Origin of the sequence: Pseudomonas sp. HMSC065H01, from assembly GCF_001815235.1 — a bacterium.
GTDB lineage: Bacteria > Pseudomonadota > Gammaproteobacteria > Pseudomonadales > Pseudomonadaceae > Pseudomonas > Pseudomonas aeruginosa.
Map to the genome: position 1 here is coordinate 1 of NZ_KV819872.1, position 16,332 is coordinate 16,332.

At 67.7% G+C, this 16,332-nt stretch carries 19 protein-coding genes and 1 pseudogene; 9 read left to right on the forward strand and 11 right to left on the reverse strand.

Annotation, left to right across the window (positions count from 1 at the left end; genetic code table 11):
• The 5 genes and pseudogenes from HMPREF3014_RS12490 to HMPREF3014_RS12505 form a co-directional block, all read right to left on the reverse strand.
• Positions 1-296, reverse strand: a pseudogene (locus HMPREF3014_RS12490) (TolC family protein); the annotation flags it as partial.
• Positions 297-392: 96 nt separating this feature from the next.
• Entirely contained in the window at positions 393-872 is a 480-nt protein-coding gene (locus HMPREF3014_RS34360) for a hypothetical protein (protein WP_124014396.1), read from the reverse strand.
• A 373-nt stretch (positions 873-1,245) separates the two neighbouring features.
• A complete protein-coding gene (locus tag HMPREF3014_RS12495; protein ID WP_003089825.1) occupies positions 1,246-1,620 on the reverse strand; it encodes a cupin domain-containing protein in 375 nt (124 codons plus the stop codon).
• Positions 1,621-1,700: 80 nt separating this feature from the next.
• Positions 1,701-2,516, reverse strand: a complete 816-nt coding sequence (locus HMPREF3014_RS12500) for an AraC family transcriptional regulator (protein ID WP_003113300.1) — start codon at positions 2,514-2,516, stop codon at positions 1,701-1,703.
• A gap of 26 nt (positions 2,517-2,542) precedes the next feature.
• Positions 2,543-3,307 carry an AraC family transcriptional regulator gene (locus HMPREF3014_RS12505; protein WP_003122659.1) on the reverse strand — a complete coding sequence of 255 codons (765 nt, stop codon included), beginning with the start codon at positions 3,305-3,307 and terminating at the stop codon, positions 2,543-2,545.
• Between the two features lie 97 nt (positions 3,308-3,404).
• On the opposite strand from HMPREF3014_RS12505, the gene HMPREF3014_RS12510 reads away from it, so the two are divergent.
• Complete coding sequence (locus tag HMPREF3014_RS12510; protein ID WP_003089816.1) at positions 3,405-3,677, forward strand: hypothetical protein; 273 nt, start codon at positions 3,405-3,407, stop codon at positions 3,675-3,677.
• 25 nt (positions 3,678-3,702) lie between these two features.
• Here the strand turns inward: HMPREF3014_RS12510 and ptrC are convergent, their stop codons facing one another.
• Together ptrC and HMPREF3014_RS35315 are read right to left on the reverse strand one after the other, a co-directional pair.
• Positions 3,703-3,897, reverse strand: coding sequence for a type III secretion system co-regulatory protein PtrC (gene ptrC, locus HMPREF3014_RS12515; RefSeq protein WP_003089814.1), 195 nt, complete (start codon positions 3,895-3,897; stop codon positions 3,703-3,705).
• A gap of 16 nt (positions 3,898-3,913) precedes the next feature.
• Positions 3,914-4,033, reverse strand: a complete 120-nt coding sequence (locus HMPREF3014_RS35315; RefSeq protein WP_003089810.1) for a PA2485 family small membrane protein — start codon at positions 4,031-4,033, stop codon at positions 3,914-3,916.
• A gap of 187 nt (positions 4,034-4,220) precedes the next feature.
• On the opposite strand from HMPREF3014_RS35315, the gene HMPREF3014_RS12520 reads away from it, so the two are divergent.
• The 4 genes from HMPREF3014_RS12520 to HMPREF3014_RS12535 all read left to right on the forward strand — a co-directional run bounded on the left by HMPREF3014_RS12520 (position 4,221) and on the right by HMPREF3014_RS12535 (position 7,627).
• Complete coding sequence (locus HMPREF3014_RS12520; protein WP_003089808.1) at positions 4,221-4,835, forward strand: TetR/AcrR family transcriptional regulator; 615 nt, start codon at positions 4,221-4,223, stop codon at positions 4,833-4,835.
• 150 nt (positions 4,836-4,985) lie between these two features.
• On the forward strand, positions 4,986-5,987 hold the full coding sequence (locus tag HMPREF3014_RS12525) for an LLM class flavin-dependent oxidoreductase (protein WP_003089806.1): 1,002 nt from the start codon (positions 4,986-4,988) through the stop codon (positions 5,985-5,987).
• A 114-nt stretch (positions 5,988-6,101) separates the two neighbouring features.
• Positions 6,102-6,755 (forward strand): c-type cytochrome, encoded by a 654-nt coding sequence (locus HMPREF3014_RS12530; RefSeq protein WP_010793053.1) that lies wholly within the window; start codon positions 6,102-6,104, stop codon positions 6,753-6,755.
• Positions 6,752-7,627 (forward strand): c-type cytochrome, encoded by an 876-nt coding sequence (locus HMPREF3014_RS12535; RefSeq protein WP_003103565.1) that lies wholly within the window; start codon positions 6,752-6,754, stop codon positions 7,625-7,627. The genes HMPREF3014_RS12530 and HMPREF3014_RS12535 overlap by 4 nt, the downstream gene beginning before the upstream one ends.
• A 175-nt stretch (positions 7,628-7,802) precedes the next feature.
• Here the strand turns inward: HMPREF3014_RS12535 and HMPREF3014_RS12540 are convergent, their stop codons facing one another.
• Positions 7,803-9,125: an ATP-binding protein gene (locus tag HMPREF3014_RS12540; protein WP_016253382.1), complete on the reverse strand. Its 1,323-nt coding sequence runs from the start codon at positions 9,123-9,125 to the stop codon at positions 7,803-7,805.
• Complete coding sequence (locus HMPREF3014_RS12545; RefSeq protein WP_023087460.1) at positions 9,122-9,802, reverse strand: response regulator; 681 nt, start codon at positions 9,800-9,802, stop codon at positions 9,122-9,124. The genes HMPREF3014_RS12540 and HMPREF3014_RS12545 overlap by 4 nt, the downstream gene beginning before the upstream one ends.
• Positions 9,803-9,964: 162 nt before the next feature.
• Here HMPREF3014_RS12545 and dsbD point away from each other — a divergent pair, with 162 nt between their 5' ends.
• The 4 genes from dsbD (at position 9,965) to HMPREF3014_RS12565 (ending at position 14,744) form a co-directional block, all read left to right on the forward strand.
• Positions 9,965-11,734, forward strand: a complete 1,770-nt coding sequence (dsbD, locus tag HMPREF3014_RS12550; protein WP_023087461.1) for a protein-disulfide reductase DsbD — start codon at positions 9,965-9,967, stop codon at positions 11,732-11,734.
• The gene (locus HMPREF3014_RS12555; protein WP_003089792.1) at positions 11,734-12,570 is read left to right on the forward strand and encodes a TlpA family protein disulfide reductase; all 837 of its coding nucleotides are present in this window, start codon (positions 11,734-11,736) and stop codon (positions 12,568-12,570) included. Before dsbD ends, HMPREF3014_RS12555 begins: the two co-directional genes overlap by 1 nt.
• Positions 12,567-13,337, forward strand: a complete 771-nt coding sequence (dsbG, locus tag HMPREF3014_RS12560) for a thiol:disulfide interchange protein DsbG (RefSeq protein ID WP_003089790.1) — start codon at positions 12,567-12,569, stop codon at positions 13,335-13,337. Before HMPREF3014_RS12555 ends, dsbG begins: the two co-directional genes overlap by 4 nt.
• 72 nt (positions 13,338-13,409) lie before the next feature.
• Positions 13,410-14,744, forward strand: coding sequence for a cytochrome P450 (locus HMPREF3014_RS12565; protein WP_023087462.1), 1,335 nt, complete (start codon positions 13,410-13,412; stop codon positions 14,742-14,744).
• Here the strand turns inward: HMPREF3014_RS12565 and HMPREF3014_RS12570 are convergent.
• Together HMPREF3014_RS12570 and maiA are read right to left on the reverse strand one after the other, a co-directional pair.
• Positions 14,726-15,637: a SphA family protein gene (locus tag HMPREF3014_RS12570; protein ID WP_003113294.1), complete on the reverse strand. Its 912-nt coding sequence runs from the start codon at positions 15,635-15,637 to the stop codon at positions 14,726-14,728. The genes HMPREF3014_RS12565 and HMPREF3014_RS12570 overlap by 19 nt on opposite strands.
• A 41-nt stretch (positions 15,638-15,678) precedes the next feature.
• On the reverse strand, positions 15,679-16,323 hold the full coding sequence (gene maiA / locus HMPREF3014_RS12575) for a maleylacetoacetate isomerase (RefSeq protein ID WP_003113293.1): 645 nt from the start codon (positions 16,321-16,323) through the stop codon (positions 15,679-15,681).
• Positions 16,324-16,332 lie beyond the last annotated feature (9 nt).

Genomic DNA, 16,332 nt, shown 5'->3' on the forward strand with positions numbered 1-16,332 from the left:
TGCAGGCCGATGCTGCGGTCGCGTTCGCGGGTGTCACCGTTGAAGGCCATCGCCTGGTCGCTCTGGCTGCGTGCCAGGTTGGCGCTCAGCGCCAGGCTCGGCCGGCCGGCGGCGCGGCTTTCCTCCACCGAGGCGGCGGCCTTCAGCCGCGCCTGGGCGGCGAGCAGTGCCGGATGCTCGCGGCGGGCTTCGGCGAGCATCTCGTCGATGGCCTTGACGAAGCCGGTGTCGGGTTGCGCCTCCAGCTCGCCGGAGAGGCGCAGCGGGGTATCCGGCGCCAGGCCCATGCGCAGGGCGCACTTCCGCCAAATTTTCCGAGTCCTGCACCTATAGCTCCACCAGCTCCTGTTGCTGCGGCATCAAGACTGTTTCCTCCTGACACAATATCCATCTCAATGATGCTTAGTTCGCGCACCTGATAACTCCTTTGAGATTTTTTCAAAAGATATTAGTAAAGCGATAATGCAAGAGCTAAGTAGTATTAGGCCGGTTGTAGATGATGACAGTTTTGCTCCTGGTGATATATCGCTATTGCCAATCAGATAGAGGCCGAATAAGCCTGTGGAGATCATGATTAGAAGCCCGCTAAGTGTTTGAATGCGTTTTCGTGGCTCTAGTTGGTTAGATTTTTCTTTGTTTAGCTCTTTAAGCGCTTTTGTTGTTGAAATAAGATGAATGATTCCTGTGTAAAATATTATGGCGCAGATTGATAATGTTGCGTCAATGGTTGCTAGCCATTTTTTCTCCATTCCTAGTTGGTCATTGAAGATTGAGAAGAGTATGGCGATTCCCGCTCCGTAGCCGGAAATTATGAGTGTAGGACTTCTCCTGATTTTATCTATCTTGAGTTTGCTAAAATTGTGTTCTGACAATTTTATATTCCCTGCTGGTTGGGGTGGTGTGGCGTTAGTTTTTTAGCACGATATCGTTCTTGATGTGTGTAAGAGAATTCTGTGAAAACTAATGGATTTTTCTTGCGTGAGAGGCTTTGGGTGTCATGGAGTAGACAGAAGCATGTTTGACGGTCTAGGTGGGGCGCTTTTGAAATGCCCTTGGGAGGGGTTTTTGAAGGATGTGGAGATGTGTCGTTTCTGGCGGTTTTGGAAATTTATTATGTGCCTTGGCAGTTTTTATTCTTAAGCGTGCTGTGTTTTAGAGGATGTCTCCAATGGCAGGTTTGCATGTATATGTAGGCGCTATGGCGGCGCGAATATACATTGCCGCCAAAGCACACTGCTTATTCGTTCAGATCCACAGATCGTTGACCGCCGTCCGCTCGCCGCCCTGGTCGCCGGTATTGCGCACGCCGCAGGGCTCCACCAGGAGCATGCGCACCTCGCCCTCGGCGAACGGCTTGTGCTCCACGCCGCGCGGCACCACATACATCTCGCCGGGGCCCAGGTGCACCGCGCCGTCGCGGAAATCGATGCGCAGGCGACCGGCGAGGACGATGAAGGTCTCGTCGGTGTCGGCGTGGCTGTGCCAGACGAAGTCGCCTTCGATCTTCACCAGCTTGAACTGGTAGTCGTTCATCTGGGCGATCACCCTGGGTTGCCAGCGGTCGTCGAACAGGGCGAGCTTGGCGGCGAAGTTGATCGCTTGGGTTGTGCTGGTGGACATCGGTGCGCTCCGGTGGTTGGTCTCTGGCGCCAGGGTAGGCGGCTACGGAGCGGGCGGTCTTGGATGATCGTGCAACCTGGCTAGGCGCGGCCGAGCATACGCAGCCAGCGTGCCGGCGGCAGGCCGTAGCTCTGGCCGAAATGGCGGGTCATGTGGCTCTGGTCGGCGAAACCGGCGGCAAGCGCGGCTTCGGCCAGCGTCTGGCCGCCGAGCATCAGCCGGCGGGCGATGTCCAGCCGGCGCTGGATCAGGTAGCGGTAGGGGCTGGTGCCGAACAGCGCGCGGAAATCGCGCGACAGGCTCCAGCGTTCGCGCTGGGCGACCTGCGCCAGTTCGTCGAGGCCCAGCGGGCGCTCCAGGTGCGCGTGGATGTACTGCCGGGCGCGCTCGGCGGCGACGAAGTCGAAGTGGCGCCTGCCGCGCGCCCGGTTGCCGGCCACGGCGTCGAGGGCGTGGGCCAGTTCGAACAGGGCGTCCTGTTCTTCCAGCGGCTCCAGCGGGGTATCCATGGCCTGTAGCAGGGCCCGGCTGGCGGCGATCAGGCGCGGGTCGTCGGACAAGCCCCCGCGCACGAACGGCAGCGGCCGGCCGCCGAGGGCCTGCTGGATCAGCGCCGGCTCGACGTAGAGCATCCGGTAGCGGAACCCTTCCTGGCTGCCGGCCTCGCCGTCGTGCAGCTCGTCGGGATGCAGCACCAGGCAGCCGCCCGGCAGGCTGTGGCGCTGGCTGCGGCGATAGCGGAAGCTCTGCACCCCGGCCAGGGTCTGGCCGATGGCATAGGTGTCGTGGCGATGCGGATCGTAGCCGTGGCCGGCGAAGTAAGCCTCGATGCGTTCCACCGCACCGTGTTGCGGGGCGCGTCGAACCCAGTCGCGGGGCGTATTGGCGTGGCTCATGGGGAAAGGCTCGTGGCGCGGAAGGTTCAGGCTAGCGCTTCGTTGGCGCGACTGGAATAGCCGGACGGCGTCTCGCCGAATACTGTGCGGAAGGCACTGGCGAAGCTGCTCGGGCTTTCGTAGCCGAGCGACCAGGCGACCTCGCCGACCGCCTGGCCCGCTGCCAGCCGTTCGACGGCCGCGTGCAGTCGCGCCAGTTGCCGCCATTGCGCGAAGCTCATACCGGTCTCGGCGCCGAACAGCCGGCTCAGGCTACGGCTGCTGAGGCCCGCCCAGCGTGCCCATTCGGCCGCCGGCCGCGGATCGCCGGGGTTGGCCAGCAATGCCTCGGCGATCCTGCGCAGGCGCGAATCCCCCGGATAGGGCAGGCGGGTCCGCTGGGGCACGGCGTGGCGCAGTTCGTCCAGCAGCACGCGCAGCAGGTTCTCGCGTTCGGTGCTCCAGGCGGAGCCGGTCGGCCAGCGGGTGGCGCGTTCGACGATCAGCGCCACGAAAGCCGAGCAGGCGAGCACGCCGGGGTGCCGGGGCAGGTCGCGGCAGTGTTCGGCGGCGAGGTAGGCGCTCCAGCCCGCCAGGCTGCCGTGGGAGTGCGCCGAGTGTGGGTGACCCGGTGGGATCCAGGCGATCTGGCGCGGAGGCAGGGCCTGGCGGCCATGCTCGTCCTCGACCACCAGAAGGCCGCGCTCCAGGCAGTAGAGCTGGCCGCAGGCATGGCGGTGGGAGGCCGTGCGGCTGGCTGCGCGGTCGATGCGCAGGGCGAAGAGCGGGACGGGCAGGGGTTCCGGAAGCATTTGGCGGAAAAGCGACGATGATTGGCTCGGGATGGATAATAGGCCATTCGACTGCGGATGTAGCCTGGCGGCTCATCATTCTTGCCTGGAGCACGCCATGAAAGCCGAAGACATCCTTCCCGACCGACAGGACCGCATCCGCCTGGGCGGCGTGGAGATACGCAAGGGCAGCGTCGGCGCGTTCATCGCCAACGCCCGGCTGCTGCTTGAGGAGGAACTGCCCGCGGCGCAACGGCGGCAGGCTGAAGAAGACCTGCGCGCCCTGCTGCCGGCGATCCGGGCACTGGGGCTGCTGGAACTCTTCGAACTGCGCGACGCGCGACTGCGGACGCTGGTGGCGGATTGGGAAAACGCCGCTGGCCGCTCCTGAGAGCGGCACACGGGCACTGGAGGTATCAGTCGTCGATGCAGCTTTCGATCAGGCGTTGCAGGGCTTCGCGCTCACTGACCGGCGTGCGCATCGGCATGTGCGCGAGGCTGCCGTCGCGGCGCTCGATGATGTACTCGGTCTCGAAGTGCAGGGTGCAATCCTCGAGGCTCACATAGGTGACGCCATAGGTCGGGGCCTTGCGGGAGCGGGCTGAGAGCATGGATGCCTCCTTGGGCTCATTTCTTCTCGCTGGTCGGCGCGGGCGCGCTGGCCTGAACCGGGCGAGTAGGGGTCACTGCATTGCTGTAGAACGCGGAAGCGGCGAAGTAGCTGGCGAGGGCGCTGAAGCTGGACATGATCGGTTCTCCTGGGGAAGGGTGGGCGTCTGCCCTTGGAGAGCATGTTTGCCCAGCGGGAGAACCGGCAGAAGTAAAAAGCCTGCATGGTGTATATCGAGCGCGGTGATGGATCAAGCGACCCCCTCCAGCCTTGCGACTGTTCGCCGGTGTTACCATATGACGTGTTTTTTTCTCAGGAATTCCCATGGCCAAGCGTGGACGCCCCTGCGGCTTCGATCGTGAACAGGCATTGCGCCGGGCGCTCGACGTGTTCTGGGAGGCCGGCTACGAAGGCGCGACCATGGCCGCGCTGAAGGAGGCCATGGGTGGCATCTGCGCGCCGAGCATGTATGCCGCCTATGGTTCCAAGGAGGCGCTGTTCCGTTCGGCGGTGGAACTCTACCTGAGCCAGGAGTGCCAGCTTTCCAAGGGCGCCTTCGCCCTGCCGACGGCGCGCGAGTCGATCGCCGCGCTGCTGGAAAGCGCCGCCGTCAGCTACACCACCGAAGGCAAGCCGCGCGGTTGCCTGGTCGACCTCAGCACGACCAATTTCTCGCCGGCCAACAAAGGCGTCGAAGACTACCTGCGCGATCACCGGCGGCGCGCCGCGCGCCTGCTGCGCGAGCGTTTCGCACGAGGCGTGGCCGACGGCGACGTGCCGGCCGGAGCCGATCTCGACGCGCTCACCAGTTTCTACAGCAGCGTGCTCCAGGGCCTGTCGATCCAGGCCCGCGACGGCGCCAGCCGCCAGCAGTTGCTGGCCATCGGCCGCTGCGCGATGGCGGCCTGGGATTCCCTGCTGGCGGTCGAGGCCGCCTGACGCCACAGCGCGCCTTGACTGGAAAAAGCCCATGGATTCTCCGTGGGCAAAAACTATAACGCGTGATATAGAATTGATCCAAACCCCGGGCGAGGTCCTTCCGCGCGTGTCTCGCGCTCCGGCCATCGCCCGCTGCCGATTGGAGCTTTCATGACAACGCTTGCTGATATTCCCCTGTCCATGCTCGACCTGGTGCCGGTGCGCACCGGCGGCAGCGTGGCCGAAGCCCTGCACAACTCCCTGGACCTGGCGCGCCATGTGGAGCGCCTGGGCTTCAACCGTTTCTGGCTGGCCGAGCACCACAACATGGATGGCATCGCCAGCTCCGCCACCGCGCTGCTGATCGGCCATATCGCCGGCGGCACCTCGCGGATCCGCGTCGGCTCGGGTGGGGTGATGCTGCCGAACCATGCGCCGCTGGTGGTGGCGGAAAACTTCGGCACCCTGGAGACGCTCTACCCGGGCCGCATCGACCTCGGCCTTGGCCGCGCCCCCGGCGCCGACCAGGCGACCATGCGCGCCTTGCGTCGCGACCGCCTGGGCAACGGCGACGACTTCCCCGAGCAGGTCGCCGAGCTGGAAATGCTGCTCGGCCCGCGCCGTTCCCAGCAGAGCCTGCTGGCGGTGCCGGGCGAGGGTACCCAGGTGCCGATCTGGCTACTCGGTTCGAGCCTGTTCAGCGCTCACCTGGCGGCGCAGAAAGGCTTGCCCTATGCCTTCGCTTCGCATTTCGCACCGCGTTACCTGCACGAGGCGCTGCGCATCTACCGCAGCAACTTCCAGCCCTCGGCGGTACTCGACAAACCTTACGCGATGATCGGCGTGCCGCTGATCGCCGCACCTACCGACGAAGAGGCCGAGTTCCTCGCCACTACCGCCTTCCAGCGCGTGCTGGCGCTGATCCGCGGCGAGAGCCTGAAACAGAAGCCGCCGGTGGAAAGCATGGCGCCGTTGTGGCTGCCCCACGAGCAGGATGCCGTCGGCAGCTTCTTCGGCCTGGCGGTGATCGGCGGTCCGGAGAAGGTTCGTGCGCGCCTGGAGATCCTCCTGGAGCAGACCGGCGCCGACGAGCTTATCTTCACCAGCGACTTCTACGAGCACGCCCATCGGCTGCGCTCTTGCGAAATCGTCGCGGGGCTGAAAGGGGCGTGATCCGGGGCCTGTAGGGAAAATGATGTAGACCTGCGTGCGGTAGGGTCTTTCGGCGATAGGTTTTTTGGTTCTAAACTTAGAACTAAAAACAATAAGCCAGAGAGGAACCCTGCCATGCCGGTTGCACACCGACTGCTGTTTTCATTGACCGCCTTGCTGGCGGCGACGGCCCAGGCCGCCGTCGACGGCCAGAAACTCTACACACAGGGCGGCGCCAACCCGGCCGCCGCGGCCTGCGTCACCTGCCACGGCGCCGATGGCATGGGCCTGGCCGCCGCCGGCTTTCCGCGCCTGGCGGGCCTTCCCGCCGCCTACCTGAGCAAGCAGCTGCACGACCTCAAGCAGGGCGGCAGTCGCGAGCACCCGGTGATGAAGGGCATAGCCGATGCTCTCGGCGACGACGAGATCCAGGCGCTCGCCAATACCCTCGCGGCAATGCCGGCGCCCAAGCCGGTGGAGCTGTCGCGCGTGGCCACCCCGCGCAGCCCCGGCGAGACCCTGGCGGTACGTGGCGCCTGGGAGCGCAACATTCCCGAGTGCGTGACCTGTCACGGTCCGGCCGGCATCGGCGTGGGGGAGGCCTTCCCGCCGTTGCAGGGGCAGGGCGAGATGTACCTGAGCAACCAGTTGCGCGCCTGGCAGCTTGGCACTCGCCGCAACGACCCGAACGATCTGATGGGACATATCGCCAAATCCCTCAGCGAAGAGGAGATCCGCAGCGTCAGCCAGTTCTTCGCCACCCTCGGTCAGGCAGGAGGCCAGCCATGAACATGCCGTCGATCCTTTCCCTGGCCGTCGCCGGCCTGCTGGTCGCTCCCGTCCACGCGGCAACGGCGCCCTCGGAGCCGTTCCAGCCGCCGGCGGAAAGCAGCCTCCCGGACAACGCCTTCGGCGAAATGGTCCGCCAGGGCCAGGCGTTGTTCGTGGAAACCCGGAAGAACGCGCCGCATCTGGTCGGCAACCAGCTCAACTGCGTCAACTGCCATCTCGACCAGGGCCGCCGGGCCAACTCCGCGCCGCAGTGGGCGGCCTATCCGGTCTATCCGGCGTTCCGCGCCAAGAACAACAAGGTCAATACGTTCGCCGAGCGCCTGCAGGGCTGTTTCCAGTTCAGCATGAACGGCAAGGTGCCGGCGGCCGACAGCCCGGAGATCAAGGCCCTGACCGTCTACGCCTATTGGCTGGCGAGCCAGGCGCCGACCGGGGTCAGCCTGCCCGGACGCGGCTATCCGGACGTGGCCCCGCCGGAAGGCGGCTACAGCATCGAGCGCGGCGCCAAGGTCTATGCCGCGCAGTGCGCGATCTGCCACGGCGCCGACGGCCAGGGCCAGATGGCTCTGGGGCAGACGGTGTTCCCACCGCTGTGGGGCGCGCAGTCCTTCAACTGGGGCGCGGGCATGCACCGCATCAACACCGCGGCCTCCTTCATCAAGTACAACATGCCGCTGGGCAAGCCCGGTACCCTCAGCGACCGCGACGCCTGGGACGTCGCCGCCTTCATGAACAGCCACGAGCGCCCGCAGGACCCGCGCCTGGTGGACGGTTCGGTGGAGAAGACGCGGCAGAAGTTCCATGCCAACGACGGCGTCAACCTGTACGGACAGAAGGTCAACGGCGTGCTGCTGGGACAGGGAATCTGACCCTCGTGGCCTGGCGTCCGCAGGACGGAGACCCGGTCCGGCGGAAGCAGGTCGGCGCGGGGGTAGGGCGGATAACGCCAACGGCGTTATCCGCCGATGCCTGGGCCTCGGTCCGGCGGATAGCCGCGGGCGGCTATTCGCCCTACGGGAGTCGGTTGGCGGGTGGGCCCGCGCATCACTTGCGCAGCGGCATTTCCAGCGTCACCCGCAGGCCGTCCGCGCGGCTGTCGAAGTCCAGCCGGCATTGGCAGCGTTGCACGATGGCCTGGACGATGGCCAGGCCGAGCCCGCTGCCGCCGCTCTTGCCGTGGCGCCAGAAACGCCGGGTGAGGTGCGGCAGGTCGGTTTCGGCGATGCCCGGACCGTGGTCGCGGACGTGGAAGCGCGCGCAGCCTTGCGCGGTTTCCACCGCCAGCTCCACCCGGGTGCCGGCGGCGGTGTGGCGCAGGGCGTTGTCCAGCAGGTTGCGCAGCGCGGCGATGGCCAGCACCGAGGGGACTTCCAGCGGCGCCTCGGACAAGCCGTCGGCCAGCTTCAGCTCGAACATCCGCACGTCGCCGTGGCCGGCGTCGTGCATGGCTACCCGGGCGGCGTCCTCGGCGCTGCATTGCACGCCGTCGTCGAACGACAGGCTGCCTTCCACCCGCGCCAGCAGCAACAGCTGGTCCAGCGTCCGGTGCAGACGGTCGGCGCCTTCCTCGGCGTGGGCCAGGGCCTGCTCGGCGGCGGCGCCCTCGGTCATGCGCGCGACCTGCAGGTGGGTCTTGATCGCGGTCAGCGGGCTGCGCAGCTCGTGGGCGGCATCGCCGGTCAGGCGTCGCTCGCGTTCGATGGCCTGGGCGATGCGCTGGAACAACTGGTTCTGGGTTTCCACCAGTGGCTTCAGTTCGCTCGGCAGGGCCGCCAGCTCCAGTGGCTCCAGCGAGTCGGCGCCACGTCGGGTGAGGGCGTCGCGAATCCGCTTGAGCGGCGCCAGGCCCTGGCCGGCGCCGAGCCAGAGCAGGGCCAGGCTGCCGAGCAGGGCGACCGTCACCGGCACCGCGGCGGCCACCACCACCGAGCGTTGCAGCACGTCGCGCTCTTCCAGGCGGTCGGCGGTGCTGACCCGCAGATCGCCGGCCTGCACGGTGAAGCTGCGCCACAGCACGCCGTTGATTTCCTGGTCGCGGAAGCCGCTGGCGGTGCTGTCCAGCGCCCGCTCCGGGGTGGCATGGCTCTGCGCCAGGACTTCGCCGCGCAGTGAGCTGACCTGGCAGGCCATGCCGTTGGGAATTCCCAGTTGCTCCGCGCTCAGGCGCGTGGTCTGGCCGTCCGCCGGCTGCGGCTGCGGCAACTGCTGGAGCAGGCCGGCAACCATCCGCGCCGAGGCCGCCAGGCGTTGGTCGAAGGAGCGCATCATCTGCCCGCGCAGGTCGCAGAGCATCCAGGCCGCGGCCAGCGACCAGAGCAGGATGAAGGCCGAGCCGAGGATCAGGGTAAGGCGCAGGCGCAGGCTCATGCGTCGTCTCCGTCGCCGCGCGCCGGCCCGAGGCGGTAGCCGAGGCCGCGCACGGTCTGCACGATGGCGTTGCCGAGCTTGCGCCGCAGGTGATGGATGTGGACGTTGAGGGCGTTGCTCTCGACCTCGTCGCCGAAGCCATAGACGCTGTCTTTGAGCTGCTCGCCGCTGAGGATCCGCCCGCGGTTGTTGAGCAATGCCTGCAACAGCGCCTGTTCGCGTCGCGACAGCTCCACGGGGCTGCCGTCGAGCCAGGTTTCGCGGGTGCTCGGATCGTAGCTGAGGCGGCCGTGTTCGATGACGTTGACGCAGCGCCCGGCGGAGCGCCGCTGCAAGGTATGCAGGCGGGCGCCGAGTTCGCGCAGGTCGAAGGGCTTGAGCAGGTAGTCGTCGGCGCCGGCCTGCAGCCCGGCGACCCGGTCGGTCACCGCGTCGCGCGCGGTCAGCACCAGCACCGGCAGGTCGACGCCCTGCTGGCGCAGGCGTTGCAGCAGGCGCAGGCCGTCCTCGTCGGGCAGGCCGAGATCGAGGACCAGCACGTCGAAGCGCGCCACCTGGAGCAGCGCCTGGGTATCGGCGGCGCTGGCCACCCGGTCCACGGTCAGGCCCTGGGCGTTGAGGCCGGCGACGATGCCGCTGGCGATCAGGTCGTCGTCTTCGGTGAGCAGTACATGCATGGCGGTATCGCTGGTTAAAGGGATAGGAGTCTGAAGCGGGCGAATTAAGCCAGGATTATGCCCCGCCCGGCGCGTCGCCGGGGTTTTCCCGTGGCCGCGTTAACGGCCTGTTAATCGTCGCTGGCCATGCTGCCGCCGAGTTCATCGTAGAAGGCGTTATCCATGCGTGTGTTGATCCTGCTCCTGATGCTCCTGCTGCCGGGCCTGTCCCAGGCGCAACCGGGCGACGACCTGTTCGCGCCGCGCGGCGCGACGCAGACGGATTTCCTGCCGGTGGAGAAAGCCTTCCGCTTCACCTGGGAGCGCCTCGACGACGGCCAGGTGCAACTGCGCTGGCAGATCGCGCCGGGCTACTACCTGTACCAGAAGCGCCTGCGCTTCGACGGACTCGACCCGGCCTTGCAGCCGCAGCTGCCGCCGGGCGAAAGCCACAGCGACGAGTTCTTCGGGGAGTCGCAGGTCTATCGCCAGAGCCTGGAACTGACCCTGCCGGCGGCCGCCGCCGGACAACTGCGCCTGGGCTGGCAGGGCTGCGCCGACGCCGGCCTGTGCTATCCGCCGCAAAGCCAGGCGCTCGACCTGGGCGGTACCGGCCCTGCCGCCGCCGTCGCCGGGACGAGCGGCGAAGTCGCCGAGGACCAGGGCCTGGCTGGCAGCCTGCAGGCCGGCAACCTGGCCTGGAGCCTGTTGCTGTTCTTCGGCCTCGGCCTGCTGCTGGCGTTCGCTCCCTGTTCGCTGCCGATGCTGCCGATCCTCGCTGGGCTGGTGGTCGGCAGCGGCGCCGGCCCTCGTCGCGGCCTGCTGCTGGCCGGTAGCTACGTGCTGAGCATGGCGCTGGTCTACGCCGGACTCGGGGTGGTCGCGGCGCTGCTTGGCGGCAACCTGCAGGCCTGGCTGCAACAGCCGTGGCTGCTGGGCAGCTTCGCCGCGCTGTTCGTGTTCCTCGCGCTGCCGATGTTCGGCTTCTTCGAACTGCAACTGCCGGCGGCCCTGCGCGACCGCCTCGACGGTCTCAGTCGTGGCCGCAAGGGCGGCAGCCTCGCCGGCGCGGCCGCGCTCGGCGCGTTGTCCGGGCTGCTGGTGGGGCCGTGCATGACCGCGCCACTGGCCGGCGCCTTGCTCTATATCGCGCAGACCGGCAATGCCCTGCATGGCGGCCTGGTGCTGTTCAGCCTGGGCCTCGGCATCGGCATGCCGCTGTTGCTGCTGGTGACGGTCGGCAGCCGCTTCCTGCCCAAGCCCGGTCCCTGGATGAACCTGGTCAAGGGCGTGTTCGGCTTCCTTTTCCTCGGCACCGCCTGGATACTCCTGCGTCCGCTGCTCGGCGAGGCGCTGTGGATCGGCCTTGGCGGCGCGTTGCTGCTGGTCCTGGCCTACGCCGCGCTGCACACGGCGCGAGGCCTGGCACGGCACGCGGTGCTGTTCGGCGCGGCGGGCTGCATCTTCGGTCTCTGGGGCGCGGCGATGCTGCTGGGCGCCGCGGCCGGGGCAGACGACCCCTGGCGTCCGCTACAGGTGTATGCGGCGGCGAACCGGGGCGCTACGCCGACGGCCAGCTCGCATGAGGCGTTCCTCACGGTCAGCCAGCCGGCCGAGCTGGACCGTCAGTTGGCTGCGGCCAAGGCCGAGGGACAATGGGTGCTGCTCGACTACTACGCTGACTGGTGCGTGTCCTGCCGGATCATGGAGAAACAGGTGTTCGCCAAACCCGATGTGCTCGCCGCCCTGCAGGGCGTGCGCCTGCTGCGGCTCGACGTGACCGCGGACAACGCCGCCAGCCGCGAGCTGCTGCACCGCTACCAGGTACCCGGCCCGCCGAGCCTGATCTGGATCGGCCCGGAAGGCGAGGAGCGCCGCGCGCGCCGGTTGACCGGCGAAGTCGACGCCGGCGGCTTCCTCGCCCATTGGCAGGCGACCCGGGAGCGCGGCTGATGCTGAGTTTTTCCCTGGGGCCGCTGGTGGTCTCGCTGCAACACCTGCTGCTGTTCCTCGCCCTCGGCGCCGCGCTGCTCGGCGGTTGGCTGGCGGCGCGCGGTGGCGGGCGCAACGCCGAGCCGGTGCTGTTCAACCTGTTGTTGCTCGGCCTGCTGGTGGCGCGCCTGGCCTTCGTGGTGCGCTACTGGCCGCAGTACCGTGGCGACTTCGCACAGATGCTGGATATCCGCGATGGCGGTTTCCTCGCCTGGCCAGGCCTGCTCGCCGCCGTGCTCGGCGCGCTGTTCTGGGCCTGGCGGCGACCGGCGCTACGTCGCTCGCTGGGTGTCGGCGCCAGCCTCGGACTGGCGTTCTGGCTGCTTGGCAGCCTGGGCCTGGGCATCTACGAGCGCGGTACGCGTCTGCCCGAACTGAGCCTGCGCAACGCCGCCGGCGAGTCGGTGCAACTGGCCGATTTCCGGGGCCGCCCGCTGGTGATCAACCTCTGGGCCAGTTGGTGCCCGCCGTGTCGGCGTGAGATGCCGGTGCTGCAACAGGCGCAGGCGGAGAATCCCGACGTGGTGTTCCTCTTCGCCAACCAGGGCGAGAGCGCCGAGACCGTGCGCCATTTCCTCCAGGGCGAGAACCTGCGCCTGGACAACCTGCTGTTCGACAACGGCGGGCAGCTTGGCCAGCAGGTCGGCTCGGTCGCCTTGCCCACCACCGTTTTCTACACCGCCGAGGGCCGCCTGCTGGGCAGCCATCTCGGCGAACTGTCCCGCGGCAGCCTGGCGCGCTACCTCGAAGCCTTCGAGCCGGCCGCTGCCGCCCCCGCAACCAGGAGTTCCGAATGAGACTGCCGCGCAACCTGATCACCCTTGGCCTGGGCCTGACCCTCCTCAACGCCGGCCTGGCCACGGCGGCGGAGGAGCTGCCGGCACCGATCCGCATGGTCCAGGAGAAGGGCGCCCGCATCCTCGGCAGCTTCGACGCCCCGGATGGCCTGCGCGGCTACGCCGCCGAATACCAGAACCAGGGCATGGCGCTGTACCTGACGCCCGACGGCAAGCACGTACTCACCGGCCACCTGTTCGACGCCCAGGGCAAGGACCTCAGCCGCGAACCGCTGGAGCGCCTGGTGTATGCGCCGCTGGCCAAGGAAATGTGGCAGAAGATGGAGCAGAGCGCCTGGATCGCCGATGGCCGTGCCGACGCGCCGCGCGTGGTCTACCTGTTCAGCGACCCGAACTGCCCGTACTGCACCATGTTCTGGGAGCAGGCGCGACCCTGGGTGGATGCCGGCAAGGTGCAGTTGCGGCATATCATGGTCGGCATCATCCGCGAGGACAGCGAAGCCAAGTCCGCCGCGCTGCTGGCCAGCAAGGACCCGCAGAAGGCCCTGCACGACCATGAGCAGGCGGGCAAGGCCAGCACCCTGAAGCCGCTGGCGAAGATCCCGGCGGCGGTGCGCAAGCAGCTCGCCGGCAACATGGAACTGATGGAGTCGATGGGCGCCGCGGCGACCCCGGCGATCTTCTATCTCAATGCCGAGGGGCGCATGCAGCAGCAACAGGGCGCGCCGCAGCCGGACCAGTTGGCGGAGATCCTCGGTCCGCGCTGATCCTCCGGGCCGGCGCCGAGCCGCCGGCCATCTATACTCCCTGCGTTACGCCAACCCAGCGGAGCAAGGGCCATGGACGACGCATTCAGCGAGGAAGGCAGCGCGCAGCCGCGCCATGACGCTCAGCGTCCGGCGCTCGCCCCGCGGAGCGACGGTTTCGACATCCACACCTACCATCCCGACTTCGTCGCCGATCCCTATCCGCTGTTGCGGCTGATCCGCTCCCGTGCGCCGGTCTGCCGCGACCAGGCCTCGATCTGGTGGATCAGTCGCTATGCCGATGTTTCGGCGTGCCTGCGCGACCGCCGTTTCTCCGCCGACCCCGCTCGCTTTGGCGCCGCCGGCGTCCGCCAGGGCGGCGCCAGCTGGTTCGGCCACCAGCAATTGCAACCGCTGGCGCGCTTCTACGACAACTTCATGCTGTTCAACGACGCGCCGCGGCACACCCGCCTGCGCAGGCTGTTCGCTCCGGCCTTCGGCCCCGACGCCGTGCGCCGCTGGGAAGCGCGCATCGAGGTGCTGGTGGAAGAACTCCTCGACAGCTTGCTGGAGCGCCGCGAGCCCGATCTGCTCAGGGATTTCGCCGAACCGCTGACGATCCGGGTGGCCGCCGAGCTGTTCGGCTTTCCCCGCGAAGATACCGGGCAACTGCTGCCCTGGGGCCGCGATCTGGCCGCCGGGCTCGATCTCGCCGCCAGCCACGGCGATGCCGGGCAGATCAACCGCAGCGCGGCCGCCTTCAGCGACTACCTGCAACGCCAGGCGCGCGGCTGGAGCGATGGCTCTTCGCGCCCGCCGTCCGGCGCGGCGCCGAGCATCCTCGACGGCGCCGCGATGCTGGAGGCCGGACTGGGCCTCGAGGACCTGGTAGCGGCCTATGCCATGGTGTTCATGGCCGCCTTCGAAACCACCATCAGCATGGTCGGCAACGCTACGCTGGCGCTGCTCACCCATCCCGACCAGCTCGACCTGCTGCGGCGGTGCCCGGAGCTGGCGGCGAACGCGGTGGAGGAACTGCTGCGCTTCGATGGCGCGGTGCGCGGCGGCGTGCGTTGCACCCTGGAGGAGGTGGAGATCGGCGGCCAGCGGATTCCGCCTGGAGAGAAGGTCTGGCTGAGCTTCCTCGCGGCGAACCGCGACCCGGAGATGTTCGCCGCCCCCGACCGCCTGCAGTTGCAGCGAGCGAACGCCAAGCAGCACGTGGCGTTCGCCCATGGTCCGCACTACTGCCTGGGCGCGTACCTGGCCCGGCTCGAATTGCAATGCGCATTGCGCGGCCTGGTGCGTCGCCGTTTCGCCCTGGCCTCGGAACCGACGGACCTGCGCTGGCGGCGCAGCTCGGTGTTCCGCACCCTGGAGCGCTTGCCGATCGTCCCGGAAGGCGACGCTCAGAAGACCTGCGAGTAGCGCAGGATCAGCCGGCTGCCCTCGCTGCGGTTGCGTGCGCCGTATTCGTGATAGGCGTTGAGGAACAGCCGCGACTTGCCCCAGCCGAACATCAGCGCCGGGCCGATGGCATCGACCCGCTCGCGGGAGTCCGGGCGGTCGTGGCCGTCGACCCGCTCGTCGGTGATCTGTCGCAGGCTGTAGCCGGACAACCCGAGCCGCCAATGCGCATCCAGCGCCAGCGATACCGAGTAGTTGGCGTGGAACGCCTGGCCCGGTTGCAGGTAGTCGTCGGCCAACGGCGGCGCCGGGTCGCGATTCTTGCCCGGCAACAGGTACTGCAGGCGAGCGCTGGCTTCCCAGCCTTCGGCGAATTCCCAGGTCAGCGCGTAGTGCGGGTTGAAGCTCCAGTGGTTGCTGCCGGGATTGATCGCCCGATGCCTGTCGTAGCGCCCGGTGGGTAACTGGAAGGCGAGGTTCAGGCGCTGCCAGTAGGGCCGGCCGAACAGCTCGGTCTGCGGCCATTGCAGGATGAACGGACTGACGATCAGGTTGCCGAGGCCGTTGGCGCTGCCGGCGTGGGGTTCGAAGTCGGGATCGGCGAGCAGCACCGGGACGAGGATTTCCGCGCCGTAGTAGGCGCCGAACAGCTGGTGCTGGCTGATGTGGGCGAAGTGGCTGGTGGCGAGCAGGGTGCGCAGGCGGTTGTCGAGCGGGCGCCGGTGACCGTTGGCGTCCATGAAGTCGTCGGCCTCGTAGATATTCACGAACTGCTGGAACAGCGTGCCGGGCAGGGCCTTGCCGTCGAGGAAGGAGGTCTGGCCGAGGTTCATCCCCGGCAGCGCGGCGATAGCCTGGAACGAGGGCAGCAGCAGGGGCAGGGCCAGCAGGCTGGCCCGGATGCGGGTGGTCATGGGCGTGTCCTTCTTGTTGTTGTTTTCCACGGGGCAGCGCGTCAGTCCGGCAGGTAGTCGGGCTGGCGCTCGGGGCTGGCGCGCTGGAAGGCTTCGAGCGCCAGGCAGCGCCCCTCCAGTTCGAGCAACGCCGGGTAGGGCGCCAGGTCACAGCCCATGCGCCGGGCGTTGGCCAGTTGCGGTACCAGGCAGCACTCGACGATGCCCGCTGCGGCGCCGGCGAAGAAGGCGCCGCGACGGTGTCGGTTCAGCAGGGTCTCCGCCGCCGCCAGGCCCTCGGCGACCCAGTGCGCGTACCAGCGCTGGCGGTCCTCGGCGTCTATGCCGAGGACCTGGGTCAGGTACTTGAGCACCCGCACGTTGTTCAGCGGATGGATGTCGCAGGCCACCAGCAGGGCCAGTTCCAGCGCCTGGGCGCGATGCAGTGGGTCGAGAGGGATCAGGCGCGGTTCGGGCTGCACGGCGTCGAGGTAGTCGATGATCGCCAGCGACTGGCTGAACCGGCGACCGTCGGCGTCGACCAGGGTCGGCAGCGCGCCCATCGGGTTGCGCTGGCGGTCGGCCGGGCGCAGTTGCTCGCCCTGCCGCAGGTTGACCGGCACTACCTGGTAATCCAGGCCTTTCAGGGCCAATGCGATACGCACCCGATAGGACGTGGAGCTGTTGAAGAAGCTGTAGAGCTGCATGGAAAGTCC